16 protein-coding genes are annotated in these 15846 nt (G+C 63.6%); 10 read left to right on the top strand and 6 right to left on the bottom strand.

What is annotated here, in order from left to right:
* A complete protein-coding gene (locus P6U29_RS40705) occupies window positions 1-1236 on the bottom strand; it encodes an LLM class flavin-dependent oxidoreductase (protein WP_407115708.1) in 1236 nt (411 codons plus the stop codon).
* A gap of 238 nt (window positions 1237-1474) precedes the next feature.
* Here P6U29_RS40705 and P6U29_RS40700 point away from each other — a divergent pair, with 238 nt between their 5' ends.
* From P6U29_RS40700 to P6U29_RS40690, 3 genes are all read left to right on the top strand, one after another.
* Window positions 1475-1708, top strand: coding sequence for a hypothetical protein (locus P6U29_RS40700; protein WP_407115707.1), 234 nt, complete (start codon window positions 1475-1477; stop codon window positions 1706-1708).
* Entirely contained in the window at window positions 1705-1992 is a 288-nt protein-coding gene (locus P6U29_RS40695) for a hypothetical protein (RefSeq protein ID WP_407115706.1), read from the top strand. Before P6U29_RS40700 ends, P6U29_RS40695 begins: the two co-directional genes overlap by 4 nt.
* Before the next feature lie 141 nt (window positions 1993-2133).
* Window positions 2134-3294, top strand: coding sequence for a PHB depolymerase family esterase (locus tag P6U29_RS40690; protein ID WP_407115705.1), 1161 nt, complete (start codon window positions 2134-2136; stop codon window positions 3292-3294).
* Window positions 3295-3487: 193 nt separating this feature from the next.
* On the opposite strand, the gene P6U29_RS40685 is transcribed toward P6U29_RS40690, so the two are convergent.
* Complete coding sequence (locus tag P6U29_RS40685) at window positions 3488-3793, bottom strand: hypothetical protein (protein ID WP_407115704.1); 306 nt, start codon at window positions 3791-3793, stop codon at window positions 3488-3490.
* Window positions 3794-3933: 140 nt separating this feature from the next.
* Between P6U29_RS40685 and P6U29_RS40680 the strand changes: the two genes are divergently transcribed.
* Window positions 3934-4305, top strand: a complete 372-nt coding sequence (locus tag P6U29_RS40680) for a winged helix-turn-helix transcriptional regulator (protein ID WP_407115703.1) — start codon at window positions 3934-3936, stop codon at window positions 4303-4305.
* A 2-nt stretch (window positions 4306-4307) separates the two neighbouring features.
* On the opposite strand, the gene P6U29_RS40675 is transcribed toward P6U29_RS40680, so the two are convergent.
* On the bottom strand, window positions 4308-4976 hold the full coding sequence (locus P6U29_RS40675; RefSeq protein ID WP_407115702.1) for an MBL fold metallo-hydrolase: 669 nt from the start codon (window positions 4974-4976) through the stop codon (window positions 4308-4310).
* Between the two features lie 161 nt (window positions 4977-5137).
* On the opposite strand from P6U29_RS40675, the gene P6U29_RS40670 reads away from it, so the two are divergent.
* On the top strand, window positions 5138-6739 hold the full coding sequence (locus tag P6U29_RS40670) for an alpha-amylase family glycosyl hydrolase (RefSeq protein WP_407115701.1): 1602 nt from the start codon (window positions 5138-5140) through the stop codon (window positions 6737-6739).
* A 58-nt stretch (window positions 6740-6797) separates the two neighbouring features.
* Here the strand turns inward: P6U29_RS40670 and P6U29_RS40665 are convergent, their stop codons facing one another.
* Window positions 6798-8498: an alpha-amylase family protein gene (locus P6U29_RS40665; RefSeq protein ID WP_407115700.1), complete on the bottom strand. Its 1701-nt coding sequence runs from the start codon at window positions 8496-8498 to the stop codon at window positions 6798-6800.
* A 205-nt stretch (window positions 8499-8703) separates the two neighbouring features.
* Here P6U29_RS40665 and P6U29_RS40660 point away from each other — a divergent pair, with 205 nt between their 5' ends.
* The gene (locus P6U29_RS40660; RefSeq protein WP_407115699.1) at window positions 8704-9195 is read left to right on the top strand and encodes an MmcB family DNA repair protein; all 492 of its coding nucleotides are present in this window, start codon (window positions 8704-8706) and stop codon (window positions 9193-9195) included.
* 251 nt (window positions 9196-9446) lie between these two features.
* Here P6U29_RS40660 and P6U29_RS40655 read toward each other — a convergent pair whose 3' ends face one another.
* Together P6U29_RS40655 and P6U29_RS40650 are read right to left on the bottom strand one after the other, a co-directional pair.
* Entirely contained in the window at window positions 9447-10001 is a 555-nt protein-coding gene (locus tag P6U29_RS40655; RefSeq protein ID WP_164934823.1) for an ActR/PrrA/RegA family redox response regulator transcription factor, read from the bottom strand.
* A 102-nt stretch (window positions 10002-10103) separates the two neighbouring features.
* Window positions 10104-11426: an ActS/PrrB/RegB family redox-sensitive histidine kinase gene (locus P6U29_RS40650; RefSeq protein ID WP_407119565.1), complete on the bottom strand. Its 1323-nt coding sequence runs from the start codon at window positions 11424-11426 to the stop codon at window positions 10104-10106.
* Window positions 11427-11535: 109 nt separating this feature from the next.
* Between P6U29_RS40650 and P6U29_RS40645 the strand changes: the two genes are divergently transcribed.
* From P6U29_RS40645 to P6U29_RS40630, 4 genes are all read left to right on the top strand, one after another.
* A complete protein-coding gene (locus tag P6U29_RS40645) occupies window positions 11536-12339 on the top strand; it encodes an ABC transporter ATP-binding protein (RefSeq protein ID WP_407115698.1) in 804 nt (267 codons plus the stop codon).
* Between the two features lie 136 nt (window positions 12340-12475).
* Complete coding sequence (locus P6U29_RS40640; protein WP_407115697.1) at window positions 12476-13294, top strand: ABC transporter permease; 819 nt, start codon at window positions 12476-12478, stop codon at window positions 13292-13294.
* A gap of 121 nt (window positions 13295-13415) precedes the next feature.
* Window positions 13416-14744: a polyhydroxyalkanoate depolymerase gene (locus P6U29_RS40635; RefSeq protein WP_407115696.1), complete on the top strand. Its 1329-nt coding sequence runs from the start codon at window positions 13416-13418 to the stop codon at window positions 14742-14744.
* Between the two features lie 217 nt (window positions 14745-14961).
* The gene (locus P6U29_RS40630) at window positions 14962-15801 is read left to right on the top strand and encodes a M48 family metallopeptidase (protein ID WP_407115695.1); all 840 of its coding nucleotides are present in this window, start codon (window positions 14962-14964) and stop codon (window positions 15799-15801) included.
* Window positions 15802-15846: the final 45 nt, after the last annotated feature.

Raw genomic sequence — 15846 nt, 5'->3', positions numbered from 1 at the left:
CTACCGCTTCGCCGCTTCCCTCTGCAGATCCGGCGCATTGACGGCGGGGATGGCGACGCGGCCGGGGCCGGTCAACTTCAGCGCCTCGGCGGCCTTCTCGTTCTCCATGATCTTGGCCATCACGGCCTGTCCTGCGCGCTCGAAGATCGCGCGGTTCTCGATCACGAATTTTTGCGACTTGCGAAGACCGTCGATATAGCCGTTGATTTCAGGCACGACATAGCGCGCCACCATGTCCCAGCTGCGGCGCGTGGCTTCCGGATTGGCCCAGTCGTGCACGAAGCCGATGATGGCGCCGACGCCGCCGGAGACCTGCATCACGTTCTTGATGGTTTTGACGAGATCGTCGGGCGTGCCGATCGTGGACGCGGCACCCTCGACGAAGGCGGTCTTGTCAACGGCCTCGTCGGGCGAGGAGAACGCGGTGAGGCCCGGCCGCTGTAGGGTGCCGACATTATATTCGTTGTGCCAGCGCATCAGGCCGGCGCCGGCCTCGCGGCGGGCTTGTTCACGCGTTTCGGCGATGTGCCAGGTCAGGAGCACGCGCCAGTCGGCGCGGCTCACCGTGGTGCCATGCTTCTTGGCGGCATCTTCGGCGAACTGCCATTGCTGCTGCAGCGACATCAGACCCTGCGTCGTCATCGATCCCAGCGAGATGATGCCGATGCCGTATTTGCCCGCGAGCGTCATGCCGGAGGGCGAGATCTGCGAGGCCACCACGAACGGCATCTCCTCCTGCAAGGGCAGGAGCTGCAGCGCGGCGTCGTTCATCGTGAACCAGTCGGTCTTGGCGGTGACGCGCTCGCCGCTGAAGAGGCGGCGGATGATGCCGATCGCCTCGTCCTGGCGGTCGCGCTGGGTCATCGGATCGATGCCGAGCGTGTGCGCATCGGAGGCCAGCGCGCCCGGACCGGAGCCGAAGATAGCGCGGCCGCCGGTCATGTGGTCGAGCTGCACCATGCGCTGGGCGACGTTGAAGGGATGGTGATAGGGCAGCGACACCACGCCGGTGCCGAGCTTGATCCGCTTGGTGCGCTCGCCGGCGGCGGCCAGGAACATCTCGGGCGATGCGATCATCTCCCAGCCGGACGAATGATGCTCGCCGCACCAGAACTCGTCATAGCCGAGCGCATCCAGCTGCTCGACCAGATCGAGGTCGCGCCGGAACTGCAGCATCGGATGCTCGCCGATCGGGTGATGCGGGGCAAGGAAGGCTCCGAATTTCAGGCGCGCCATGGCGTTCTCTCCGGCTTTCATTTTCTGTTTGTTGAGGCGGCGAGGCTACGTGCTCGCGGAAGCGAACGCAATCGCACGGTGTCCCGCATGGCGGAATGCAGGCATGCGTCGAGTCTTCTCCTTCTCCCCGCAAGCGGGAAGAGGCGGAGAGAAACGCGCGAAGCCTAGCTGCGAGGTAATCGCGGTGCCACTCGCGATCTGAAATCATCGGGCAACGATAGTCCAAAGTCGTGCCCCAATGCATCAGATCGTCACAAAACAAATCGATTCCTCACGCCGCTGGTGGGTGCTGGCCATCGTCGTGGCCGCCCAGTTCATGTTCGGCGTCGACACCTTCGTGGTCAATGTCGCGATTCCCACCATCGCTGTTGAGCTGAAAGCCTCGCCGGCGCAGATCGAATCCAACATCGCGATCTACCTGATCGCCTATGCGACGCTGGTCGTTCGCCGCTCGCACTTGCACTTACGATGATCGTGTTCGGCTACGGTCAGGGATTGGTGATGGCGCCGCTCTCCGGCGCGGTGCTCTCGACGGTGAAGCCCGCCGCCGCAGGCTCCGCATCCGGCATATACGGTAAGTCGGCGCAGATCGGAAATGCGGCCGGAGTGGCCGCAATCGGCGCGGTGTTCTTCGCGATCGAATCATTGCAATCACCGCGCGCAGGAATCCTCGCCTCGCTCGTGCTGTTTGTGACAGTCATCATGATCTGCGCCGCATTTCAGGCATGGATGCGCCGTGTATCGGCACGAAGTTGAGGCGCAGCGGTTAATACGTGCGGATTCCAGCGGATTTCCCGCGATTTTCGCCGGGATTGACAGCGCACGGTCTTTTTATTTTGCAACGCAGCAACTATCTGGTTGAGCTGGACGTTGAATGTCGCCCACCAGGAAGTTGCCGTGTCGTTAGCCCGAAATGTCGATCTGCTGAGACGTCTGCCCAGGCTGGACGGTCTGCGCTTTGCCGAGCTCGGCCGCAGCGCGGATTCATCCAGCCCGCTGCAAGAGGTCACGGGCTTCGGTGACAATCCGGGAGCCTTGCGCATGTTCGCCTTCGTGCCGGCGCAGCTCCAGAAGCCGCGCGCGCTCGTCGTCGTGTTGCATGGCTGCGGCCAGACCGCGGCCGGTTACGATCTCGGCGCGGGATGGTCGACCCTGGCGCGGCATTACGGCTTTGCGCTGTTGATGCCCGAGCAGCAGCGCATCAACAACGCCAACACCTGCTTCAACTGGTTCAATCCGGAGGACACGGTGCGCGGCAGCGGCGAAGCGCATTCGATCCGCGAGATGATCGCGCATATGGCGGACGCGCACCGTATCGATTCCAGGCGTATCTTCATCACCGGCCTGTCGGCCGGCGGCGGCATGACATCGGTGATGCTCGCGACCTATCCGGAGGTCTTCGCGGCCGGCGCGATCATCGCCGGATTGCCCTATGGCATCGCCTCGAATCTGCGCGAGGCGCTCGACGGCATGTTTCATTCTCCAGCGCGTCCTGCGCGCGAGCTCGGCGATCTCGTACGCAGCGCCTCCGATCATCGCGGGCCCTGGCCGAAAATCTCGGTGTGGCACGGCAGCGCCGACCGCACCGTCAATCCCGGCAATGCCAACGAGATTGTCAAGCAGTGGCTCGATTTGCACGATCTGCCCGAAGTGCCGATGGCGGAGACCAATGTCGATGGCTATCCGCGTCAGGCCTGGTGGAACAAGGACGGCGAGACGCTGGTCGAGTCCTACGCCATCACCGACATGGCGCATGGCACGCCGCTTGGGCTGGCCGACAACGACCAGCGCTACGGCATCGAAGGCGCATTCCTGATCGAGGCCGGCATCTCCTCGTCCTATCACATCGCAAAGTTCTTCGGCCTGACCGGCTGGATCGCAGAGGCGAAGAAGAAGGCGGAGGCAAAGCCGGCTCTGACGCCCGCGCCACATCTCGCCCGCTCGATCCGCTCTGCGGTCGCGGAGCAACCGGCCGAGCCGAAGCGTGAAAAGTCTCACGGCTTCGATCTCGGTCAAATGATCACGCGCGCGCTGACCGCCGCGGGGCTGATGAAATAGCTCGCCGCTGTCGTCCCGGACAAGCGCGCCCGAAGCGCGCGCCGATCCGGGACCCATACTCCCAGAACTGAGTGAGGCGCGAAGGCGCAACTCCGAGTTCTCGTAACCACGCCTCCCTGTGGCTCTGGGTCCCGAATCTGCGCTTACGCTTGTCCGGGACGGCAGTCGAGTTTGGGGCGACGCCGTCGCTTCATCACGACGCCGTCTGATCGATCACCTCGATCGGCGTCACCGTCACTTCGCCACCCGCGACCTTCCGCGTCATCTCCTGATAAGCCCTGAAGAAGTCGCGCGATTGCAGAGCTTTCTGCGCGGCATCGTCGCTGGCGCTGGCGAGGTGGAAATAGCTGCCGTCGTCGCGCGCCTTCAGGACGCGATAGCCGATCCGTCCTTTCAGCTCCGGATCGCCGTCGATCGCCTTGATGAAGCGGGCGATCTCCCGGTGCCATTCCTCCGTCGTGCCGTTCTTGAAGTGGTATCTGATCATGAAGTGCTTCATGTGACGCTCCTTCCTTCGTCTTGTGCGTCATCATCTGCGCCTTGCGCGCGATCCCGCAAGTATGGACAAAATTGATAGTATGGACTTTTTCGCCGCGGCTCCTATTCTTCCGCGCGCTGGCTGCGCATGGAGGAGACGACATGGCGAAGGCAAGAGCGATCCCAGCGCGCGCCTGTCCGGTTGCGGCGTTTCAGAAGATGATCAGCGGCAAGTACAAGCTGCGCATCATCTGGGATCTCAAGGACGGCCCGCGCCGCTATGGCGAGATCAGAAGCGGTCTGCTGCGCGGCATTGAGGGCAGCGCCGAGATCACCCCGCGCGTGCTCAGCCGCGAATTGAAGGCGCTGACGATGAGCGGCCTGATTGACCGCAAGGATTTCGGCGAGGTGCCGCCGAAGGTCGAGTATCGCCTCACGCGCAAGGGCAAGAGTTTCGTGCCCGTCGTCGCCGCCATTCGCGAATGGGGCGAACGTCACCTCGGCGAGCCCGTGCTCACCGAGGCCGCGGAGTAGTCCTACATCTCGCCGGTGATGAACGGATTGGTCATCCGCTCCTGGCCGATGCTCGAGCCGGCGCCGTGGCCGCAGATGAAGCCGACATCGTCGCCGAGCGGCAGGAGCTTGGTCTTGATCGAATTGATCAGCGTGGCGTGACTGCCGCCGGGCAGGTCGGTGCGGCCAACTGAGCCCGCGAACAAGACGTCGCCGACATGGGCGAAACGCAAGTCCTTGTTGAAGAACACCACGCTGCCGGGCGAATGGCCGGGACAGTGCAGGATGTCGAACTGCAGGCTGCCAATCGACACGCTGTCGCCCTCGTCGAGCCAGCGGTCAGGCGTGAAATCGCGTCCTCCGGTCATGCCGAAGCGCGCGCCGCTTGCGACGACATTGTCGAGCAGGAACTTGTCCGCGACATGCGGACCCTCGATCGGCACCTTCAGCGCATCGCGCAGCTCGGCCGCCCCGCCGACATGATCGATATGGCCGTGGGTCAGCCAGATCTTCTCCACTGTGACGCCGGTCTGCTTGATCGCGTCCAGGATCTTCGGCACGTCGCCGCCGGGATCGATCACCACGGCCTTCTTGGAAGGCTCGTCCCAGATGATGGTGCAGTTCTGCTCGAACAGCGTCACGGGAACGATGATCGCGCCCGCCTTGGCTTTGGTGTCGTTTTGCTCGCTCATAACCTCACAATGCCGATTTTTGCGGGGCCGCCAAGCAAAAGATTCTGACCGCGTCTCGGGAACACCCGTCACACGGCCGTCCCAATTGGCCTGCCAATTTGAACCGGGGCGTTGCTGTCGCGTTCTCCCGCGCAAGGCGCAGATTTGGGTGGTCTTCCGGCATGGCTCACGGCAACGAGAATTGGTGGCGCGACGGCATCTTTTATCAGATCTATCCGCGCTCGTTTCAGGACTCCGACGGCGACGGCGACGGCGATCTCGCCGGCATCCTGCGGCGGCTGCCTTATGTGAAATCGCTCGGTGTCGACGCAATCTGGCTGTCGCCCATCTTTCCCTCGCCGATGGCGGATTTCGGCTACGACATCTCCGATTATGTCGGCATCGAGCCGCTGTTCGGCACGATGACGGATTTCGATGCGCTGCTCGCGGCCGCCCACGACAATGGCCTGAAGCTGATCCTCGACCTCGTGCCGAACCACACCTCGGACCAGCATCCCTGGTTCATCGAGAGCCGCGCCTCGCGCGACAATCCCAGGCGCGACTGGTACATCTGGCGCGATCCGGCATCCGGCGGCGGCGTGCCGAACAACTGGCTCTCCGAGTTCGGCGGCAGCGCGTGGCAGTTCGACGAGACGACGGGCCAATATTACTACCACGCCTTCCTCGCCCAGCAGCCGGATCTCAACTGGCGCAATCCGGACGTCCGCGCCGCGATCTATGACGTGATGCGATTCTGGCTGGACAAGGGCGTCGACGGCTTTCGCGTCGACGTGATCTGGCACCTGATCAAGGACGCCGAATTCCGCGACAACCCGCCCAATCCGCATTATGTCGAGGGCCGGCCGCCGAACGAAACGATCCTGACGCAATACTCGACCGACCAGCCGGAGGTGCATGACGTGATCGCCGAGATGCGGCGCGTCACCGATTCCTATAGCGCGCGCGTCTTGATCGGCGAGATCTATCTGCCGCTGCACCGCCTGATGGCCTATTACGGCAACGATCTCACCGGCGCGCAGATGCCGTTCAATTTCGCGCTGCTCTCGACCTTCTGGAGCGCGCGCTCGATCGAGAAGATCATCGAGGATTACGAGAAGTCGCTGCCGCGCGGTGCCTGGCCGAACTGGGTGCTCGGCAATCATGATCGCCCGCGCGTGGCGAGCCGGGTCGGGCGAGAGCAGGCCCGCGTCGCGGCCATGCTGCTGCTGACGCTGCGCGGCACGCCGACTCTTTATTACGGCGACGAAATCGGCATGCACCAGCTCGCGATCGCGCCGGAGGACGTGCGCGATCCCTTCGAGAAGAACGTGCCCGGCATCGGTGTCGGCCGCGACGGCTGCCGCACGCCGATGCAATGGGATTCGTCGAACTTCGCCGGCTTCTCGGAGGTGCGGCCGTGGCTGCCGCTACCGGAGGACCATATCCACGAGAATGTCGTAAATCTCGAAACCGATTCGCGCTCGATCCTCAGCCTTTACAAGCGCCTGATCGCGTTGCGAAGGGATTGCCCGCCGCTGGTCGCCGGCGACTATCATCCGATTGCGGCGCAAGGCGACTTGCTGATCTATCGCCGCGCGGCCGGAGACAGGTCGGTGATAACAGTGCTCAATCTCGGCCCCGACCCGATCGCGGTGACCACCAGCGCGATCCGCTTGGGCAGCGAGGTTTTGCTGTCAACGTTCCTGGATCGCGAGGGGGAGCGGCTGGAGGGCGTGCTGGATCTGCGCGGAAATGAGGGGGTGGTGGTGGCGCCACCCGCCTAACCCCTGCGCTCGCAACGACGATCGTTGAAACGGCGGAGCAAACTACGGCATCTCGACGTCACCCCGGATGCTTCTTCCCCCGCACCGTAGCGTCGTCGATATCGCTCCGCTTCAACAGATAATCCAGCCCGCCGACGCGGTACCAGCGATACCCGTACGGCTCGAGCACGACGCGATGCTGGCCGCGCTTGTCGGCGTGGCTGTGGTCCTCGGCCAGCAAATTGATCAGGTGGGCGCCGGTCCCACCGGGCAGTCTGGCTGAAAACGCGATCTCGCGCGGCTTTTCGTCGAGATTGTGCACGAACAGCACCGAATTGTTGCGCCAATCATAGCGCATGATGAACACCGCGGGATCGCGCACAGGAATGACCGCAAAATCGCCCCAGCCGACTTCGGGCACCTCCTTGCGCATGCGGACGATGCGTTCGGTCCAGTTCAGCATGGAATTCGGATCGCGCCGCTGTTTCGCGACGTTGACGTGCGGGTAGCCGTACGGCCCCTTGTCGATCACGGGGTAGGCGGGCCTGTCGCTCTTGGTGAAGCCGCCATGCGGCTCGGTCGACCATTGCATCGGCGTGCGCGCGCAATTGCGTTCGGGCAGCGAGAGGTCGTCGCCCATCGCGATCTCGTCGCCATAGCGGATCACCGGAGTCCCCGGCAGCGTGCACATCAGGCTGTAGGCGAGCTCGAGCCGCCTGCGGTCGCCGCCCAGCATCGGCGCGAGGCGCCGGCGGATGCCGCGGTCGTAGAGCTGCATGTCCTTGTCGGGTCCGAAGCATTTGAACACGACCTCGCGCTGCGCCTTGGTCAATCGTCCGAGATCGAGCTCGTCGTGATTGCGCAGGAACAGGCCCCATTGCGCCGTCCCCGGCCGCGGTTTTGTTGCTTTCAGCGCCTTGGTCAGAGGGCGTGAGTCGGCTGAGGCCAGCGCGTAGAACAGATGCTGGTTGACCTGGAAGTTGAACATCATGTGCATGCGGTCGGCATCGCGGCCGAAATATTCCATGTCGGTTTTCGGCAGCACATTGGCCTCCGCAAGGATGATGGCGTCGCCCTGTCGCCATTGCAGGAATTCGCGGAACGCGCGCAGCATGTCGTACTGCTCGACCGGCTTCCTCACCTTCGCGCCCTTGGTCGCGATCACGAAGGGCACCGCATCCATGCGGAAGCCGGAAACGCCGAGCTGGATCCAGAAGCCCATGATCTTGAGGATCTCCGCCTGCACGTGCGGGTTCGACGTGTTGAGGTCCGGCTGGAAATCGTAGAAACGGTGGAAGTACCATGCACCGGCCTCCTTATCGCGCGTCCAGGTCGATTTCTGCACGCCCGGAAACACCATGCCCTCGTTGGCATTGGCCGGCTTCTTGTCGGACCACACATACCAGTCACGATAGGGCGAGTTCTTGTCGCGCCGCGCCTCCTTGAACCAATGGTGCTGGTCCGATGTGTGATTGACGACGAGGTCGATGATGACGCGGATGCCGCGCTGCTTGCAGCCATGGGCGAACTCGACGAAGTCGCCCAGTGTGCCGTAACGGGCATCAACGCTGTAATAATCGGCGATGTCGTAGCCGTCGTCGCGGCCCGGCGAGGTCTGGAACGGCATCAGCCAGATCGTGGTGATGCCGAGGCCGTGCAGATAATCGAGCCGGCGCAGCAGGCCCTTGAAGTCGCCGACGCCATCGCCATTGGCATCCATGTAGGAGCCGACGGAGAGGCAGTAGATCACGCCGTTCTTGTACCAGAGATCGTCGATCATGCGCGAGCGGCCTCGGTGGCCCCGCCGAGGTGCGGCGGCTGCGTGATAAGTGCGTGGGGGAGGGGAGGTTCCGCGCTCTCGCCTCACACTTGCTGTCGTCCCGGATCGGCGCTGACGCTTGTCCGGGACGACACCGAATGTGCGGCGGCATCTCGGCTCCATCGGCCCAGTGTCCGCCCCAAAAGGAATCGGCTATCCTCCCGCAATGGACAACACAGCTCGCAACATCGCCCTCGTGCCGCCGCCGGATCGCCGTCAGTCGGAGCCCGCGCTCGCCATCGCGCGCGGCACGGCGCGGCTCTTACGCTCGCTCGGCTTTTCCTGCATCAGCGAATTGCCGCTGCCGTCGGGCCGGCGCGCCGATCTCGTGGCGCTGAACGAGCGGGGCGAAATCTGGATCGTCGAGATCAAATCGTCGGTGGAGGATCTGCGCGCCGACCAGAAATGGCACGAATACCGCGCTCATTGCGACCGGCTGTTCTTCGCCTTCACGCAGGATCTGCCGTGCGAGATCTTTCCTGATGACACCGGCCTGATCATCGCCGACGCCTATGGCGCGCACCTGCATTGCGACGCGCCCGAGCACAAGCTGGCTGCCGCCACGCGCAAGCAGATGACGGTGCGTTTCGCAATGGCGGCGGCCTTGAGGATCAACCGCCTGGTCGATCCGCAAGGTCACGCGGATTTTTGGGAGTAGGGTGGTCTCGTGTCCCGGACGCGCTGCAGCGTGAAACGCTGCTGCGCAGAGCCGGGACCCAGAAGGCCGTTGGTTCAAGCCGAGGCATGGGCCCCGGCTCTGCAGCGCATCACTGCGTGCTGCGCCGCGTCCGGGGCACGTGCTGCCGTAGTTGGGCAAAGCGAAAAGCGTGCCCACCATTAAAGGCGAACAAGGTCGAAGCAGAAACGGTGGGCACGGCGCTGCGCGCCTTTGCCCACCCTACGAGATCATTACCGCGGCGCGCGCTTCGCCAAGATCCGCTGCAGCGTGCGCCGGTGCATGTTCAGCCGGCGCGCCGTTTCCGAGACGTTGCGGTTGCACATCTCGTAGATGCGCTGGATGTGCTCCCAGCGGACGCGGTCGGCCGACATCGGGTTGGTCGGCAGCTCGGATTTCTCCGCGCTGGTCGAGAGCAGTGCCGCGACGACATCGTCGGCGTCCGCGGGCTTGGAGAGATAATCGATCGCGCCCATCTTCACCGCGGTGACGGCGGTGGCGATGTTGCCATAGCCGGTCAGCACGATCGCGCGGGCATCCGGGCGCTTCTTCTTCAGCGCCGAGACCACGTCGAGACCGTTGCCGTCACCGAGTCGCAAGTCCACGACCGCGAAGGCCGGCGCCGACTTGCCGATCTGCGCAAGTCCGTCCGAGACGGTGTCGCATGATGTCACGGCAAAGCCCCGTGTCTCCATGGCGCGCGACAGCCGCTCCAGAAACGGCTTGTCGTCCTCCACGATGAGCAGCGAGCGGTCGGTCTGTTCGTTCAGTTCGGCAATGGCGTTCAAGGTTGTGTCCTCTCTCCAGCACATCGACATATGGCGTCGCAATCGCGCGGTGCCAAGGCGGCAAATCGTCGGTTCGCCCGATTGTGCGACGCAAGGTCGCGGCTATCCTATTGTTTCTTCGAGCGTCTCGATAGCCTCAAAACGCTGTCTCGGCCATGTGATTTGAACCACGGCGCCGTGTTCCGGAAAGATCCGGTTGGTAAACGAGGCCTTGGCGCCGGTGCGCTCCAGCAAGGTGCGCGCGATGAACACGCCGAGGCCGAGGCCACGCCGTTCGCCGCCGCCGTCGTCCTGGGTGCGCCGCCGCGATAGATAGGGCTCGCCGATCCGGTTGAGGATATCGGGCGGAATGCCGGGACCATCGTCGGAGATCACGAGTTCGATGTGGTCCTTGTTCCACCAGGCGTTCACTTCGACGGTGGTTCGGGCGAAATCGACCGCGTTCTCGACGATGTTGCCGATGCCGTAGAGGATCGCCGGATTGCGCGAGCCGACCGGCTCGGCCGCCGCGGCCACCGCGATCCGCACCTTGATCTCGACGCCGAAATCGCGGTGCGGGGCCACCACCTCCTCGATCAGCTCCGACAGCTTCATGCGGTCGAACGGCGCGCCGGTGGAGGAGAGCTGGGTGATCTTGCTCAAGATGTCGCGGCAGCGCTGGGTCTGCTCGCGCAGCGTCTTCAGGTCCGCGGCAAAGCTCGGGTCCTTCACTGTCTTTTCCAGCTCGCGCGAGATCAGGAAGATGGTTGCGAGCGGCGTGCCGAGCTCGTGCGCGGCCGCAGCAGCAAGGCCATCGAGCTGGGTCAGATGCTGCTCGCGCGTCAGCACCAGCTCGGTCGCGGCCAGCGCGTCGGCAAGCTTGCGCGCTTCCTCAGTCACCTGGAAGGAATAGAGGCTGGTGACGCCGATCGCGAGCGCGATCGAGAGCCAGACGCCGACGAGATAGATCGGCGGCAGCACCAAGGGATCGTCGGAATCCCACGGTAGTGGAAAATGGAAGAAGAACAGCACCGACGCGCAGGCAACCGCGAGCACGCCGAGGCCGAAGGTGAAACGGGCCGGCAGCGCCGTCGCCGAGATCAACACGGGTGCGAGGAACAGGAACGAGAACGGGTTCTGCAGTCCGCCGGTGAAGAACAACAGACCTGCCAGCTCGACGATGTTCAGCGCGAGGAGGCCGGCCGCCTGCAGCGGCTCCAGCCGCTGCATCGGATTGGCCGCGGTCTGGAGCACCAGATTGAGCGCCGCCGAGAGGGCGATGATGCTGACACAGGGGACGATCTCGACGTTGAACTCCAGCCCCTGGGCCACGATGAAGATCGCGGCGAGCTGTCCCAGCACCGCGAGCCAACGCAGCCGCAGGATCGTGTCCAGCCTTATATGCCGCTGCGCGTGGCGGAAGTCGGAATCGGCAATTTCGATCATATCGGCCAATGTGGCGGTGCCTTCCAAGGTCACAAACGCGCGGCTCACGGAACCTGCCAGGAATTACAAGCCTTGCGCTCTTCGCTGCAATAGCAGAAGAACGGCCAGCATGACCGAGAATGACAAGGCTTCAAGTCGGCCGACTGTCGCGGATCGCAATTCGTCCGCAGCAATCGCGGTCGATCACCTCGTCAAGGTCTATAAGCAGACCCGCGCCGTCGACGACATCTCCTTTTCGCTGCCGCGCGGCAGCATCACCGGGCTCCTCGGCGGCAACGGCGCCGGCAAGACCACGACCATCGCGATGATCATGGGTCTGGTGCTGCCGACCTCCGGGCGCATCCAGGTGCTCGGTCACAGGATGCCCGAGGACAGCGCGTCCGTGCTGGGGCGGATGAATTTCGAGAGCCCTTACGTCGACATGCCGATGCGACTCACGGTGCGGCAGAATCTCACCGTGTTCGGCAAGCTCTATGCAGTGAAGAATCTCGCTGACCGTATCGCTGAGCTCGCCGAGGATCTCGACCTCGGCGATTTCATCGACCGCGCCAACGGCAAGCTCTCCGCCGGGCAGAAGACCCGCGTTGCTTTGGCGAAAGCGCTGATCAACCAGCCCGAGCTGCTGCTCCTGGACGAGCCGACCGCCTCGCTCGATCCTGATACCGCCGACTGGGTGCGTGCGCATCTGGAGCGGTATCGCCGGGACAACAGTGCCACCATCCTCCTGGCCTCGCACAACATGCTCGAGGTCGAGCGGCTCTGCGACCGCGTCATCATCATGAAACGCGGCCGCATCGAGGACGACGACGCGCCGGAGGCGATCATGGCCCGCTACAACCGCACCACGCTGGAGGAGGTGTTTCTGGACGTCGCGCGCGGCCGGGCGAACGGCGCAAAGGAGGCGGCGCGGTGAATGGGCTTGTGTGTGTCGCCTGTAGCCCGGATGGAGCGAAGCGTAATCCGGGATTCTCGCATCTGGCTCGACTGGCCCCCGATTACGCTGCGCTCCATCCGGGCCACCGACTGCGCCCGGGCTACGGGAGGGCGCCGTGACTGAGCTCTCCTTCCACGGCGGCATCTCCGTCCACCGCATCGGCGCGATGATCCTGCGCTATTGGTACCTGCTCATGTCGTCCTGGCCGCGGCTGCTCGAGCTGTTGTACTGGCCGGCGCTGCAGGTCATCACCTGGGGCTTCCTCCAGCTCTACATCGCCGAAAATGCCAATTTCTTCGCGCGCGCTGGCGGCACGCTGATCGGCGCCGTCATCCTCTGGGACATCCTGTTCCGCGGTCAGCTCGGCTTCTCCATCTCGTTCCTGGAGGAGATGTGGGCGCGCAACATCGGCAATCTCATGATGAGTCCGCTGAAGCCGATCGAGTTTCTGCTGTCGCTGATGATCATGAGCCTGATCCGGCTTGCGATCGGCATCATCCCGATGACCCTGCTCGCGCTGGTCCTGTTTCACTTCAACGTCTATGCCCTCGGCCTGCCGCTGATCGCCTTCTTCTGCAATCTGATCTTCACGAGCTGGTCGGTCGGCATCTTCGTCTCGGGCCTGGTGCTGCGCAACGGCCTCGGCGCCGAGAGCATCGTCTGGACCTTGATGTTCGCGATCCTGCCGCTGGCCTGCGTCTATTATCCCGTCAGTGTGCTGCCTACCTGGCTGCAATACGTTGCTTGGGCGTTGCCGCCGACCTACGCCTTCGAGGGAATGCGCGCGCTCCTGATCGAGCACGCCTTTAGGACCGATCTGATGCTGGAGGCGTTGGCCATCAACGTGGTGCTGCTGGTTGCATCTTTTGGGGCATTCCTTGCCCTATTGCGCAGCGCCAGGAAGCACGGCTCGCTGCTCTCGAGCGGCGAATAACGTCACTTTCCCGTGGATTCAGGCTGATTTACCCGTTTCGGCTGCATAGATGTACGGAACCATGCATTGACGCAATATTACGCATCCGGCAGTATGTTGCGATGCGAAGAGGAATATAGCGATGCCTATTGGTGAGTTCGGCGGCGCGCCGCCCCTGGCTGCAGAAGGCAGTCCGGTCCTGACGACGCCGATGTACTGGATGTACGAGATGGCTCACGCCTCTCTCAATCCGGCACGAGCGGTCACCGACGCAGCCAAGCTGCTGTTTCAGAATCCCCTCAATCCCTGGGCTCGCACCGAGGTCGGCAAGTCGGTCGCCGCGGCCTGCGAATTGTTCGAGCGCACCACGCGCCGCTACGGCAAGCCGGAATGGGGTATCAACGACACCGAGGTCAACGGCATCCGCGTCCCCGTCGAAATCCGCTCGGTCTGGGAAAAGCCGTTCTGCAAGCTGCTCTACTTCGATCGCAAGTTCACCCGCCCGCTGCGCAGCCCTCAGCCGCGCGTGCTGATCGTGGCCCCGATGTCGGGCCACTATGCGACGCTCCTGCGCGGCACGGTCGAGGCCTTCCTGCCGGCGCATGAGGTCTACATCACCGACTGGGCCGATGCCCGCATGGTCCCCTTGAGCGAAGGCCGCTTCGATCTCGATGACTACATCGACTATGTCATCGAGATGCTGCACGTTCTCGGCGGCAACACCCATGTGATGGCGGTGTGCCAGCCCTCCGTGCCCGTCGTCGCGGCCGTCTCGATCATGGAAGCACGGCGCGATCCGTTCGTGCCGACCTCGATGACGCTGATGGGCGGCCCGATTGATACCCGCCGCAATCCGACTGCGGTGAACAACCTCGCCCAGGAGCGCGGTATCGACTGGTTCCGCAATCACGTCATCACCAAGGTGCCGTTCCCGCATCCGGGCATGATGCGCGACGTCTATCCGGGATTCCTGCAGCTCAACGGCTTCATCAGCATGAATCTCGACCGCCACATGAATGCCCATAAGCAGCTGTTCGCCAATCTGGTGAAGGGGGACGGCGACCTCGTCGACAAGCATCGCGACTTCTATGACGAATATCTCGCGGTGATGGATCTCCCGGCCGAGTATTACCTGCAGACCGTCGACACCGTGTTCGTGAAGCACTCGCTGCCGAAGGGCGAGATGACCCATCGCGGAACCCTCGTCGATCCCTCCAAGGTCAAGCGCGTCGCGTTGATGACGGTCGAAGGCGAGAACGACGACATCTCCGGTCTCGGTCAGACCGAAGCTACGCACACATTGTGCAGCGCGATTCCCGATCATCGCCGCGTTCATTACGTCCAGAAGGGCGTCGGACATTACGGCGTGTTCAACGGATCGCGTTTCAAGTCGGAGATCGTGCCGCGGATTCACGATTTCATGGTTTCGGCTGCGAATCCGAGCTCGTTACAGGCTCTTGCGGCCGAATAACCCGCGATTTCGGCTTTCCCGTCGAAATCTCAGCCGCTGCCGGAGCCTCCAACGGGGGCAAGTTCCCTCCAGATTCGCGGTATTTAGGTAGCCTTATAGGAGTGAGTCGGTACTCACCCCTTGGGGGTGTCGCATGCGTTCAGCGGGGGCGAAAATTGATGGTTCCAACCCCAGTCTGTAGGGTCTCCCGGACGCCTGACCGCTGTATATTGGGCAAATGATTTGTTTTTGCGCCGAGCGCTTTCCCTGGCGGCGGTTATGGCAGAATCCGGGCGCTCTCCTGCCCCCCGGACTGACAGACATGGCCACACGCGCACTCCTCTATCGTCGGCCCCACGAACCGAAGACCCTCGTCATCACCCACGGATCGCAATTTTTTGCCATCCGATTGCGCCGGCACCGCCGCGCGCGCCGCTACACGCTCAGAATCCATCCGAGCGATCGCGAAGCCATCCTCACCATGCCGCCGCGCGGCACGCTCGCCGAAGCCAAGGATTTCGCGCAGCGTCACGGTGCGTGGATCGCCGCGCGCCTCGGGCGCTTGCCGAAGGCCGCGCCTTTCCAGCCGGGCACGGTCATACCGCTGCGGGGCACGCCCCATCGCATCGTTCATCGCGCCGGCCAGCGCGGCACGGTGTGGACCGAGATGCGCGACAGCGGTGAGCGCATTCTCTGCGTCGCCGGCGGCCTCGAATATGTCGACCGTCGTGTCAGCGACTTCCTCAAGCGCGAGGCGCGCCGCGACTTGCAGTGCTCCGCGGAAGCCTATGCCGCCGAGCTCGGTGTCAGGGTCAAGCGGCTCTCGATCCGCGACCAGTCCAGCCGCTGGGGCTCCTGCACCTCCGCCGGCTCGCTGTCGTTCTCCTGGCGCCTGATCCTCGCGCCACCCTTCGTGCTCGACTATCTCGCCGCCCACGAGGTCGCCCATCTCGTCGAGATGAACCACTCCGCCCGCTTCTGGCGGGTTTGCGGCAAGGTCTGTCCCTCGATGGAGCGCGCCAAGAAGTGGCTCGACACCTACGGCAATGATCTGCACCGGTACGGGGTCGAGGATTGATCCTCGTTGCGGCTTAGCCTTCCCAGTACTCGCTGTTGTCGCCCG

Source organism: Bradyrhizobium sp. LMG 9283 (genome assembly GCF_045571415.1).
In the GTDB taxonomy this organism is placed as follows: Bacteria; Pseudomonadota; Alphaproteobacteria; order Rhizobiales; family Xanthobacteraceae; genus Bradyrhizobium.
The sequence above is the reverse complement of the archived record's forward strand: the minus strand, read 5'-3'. Positions and strand labels throughout refer to the sequence as shown.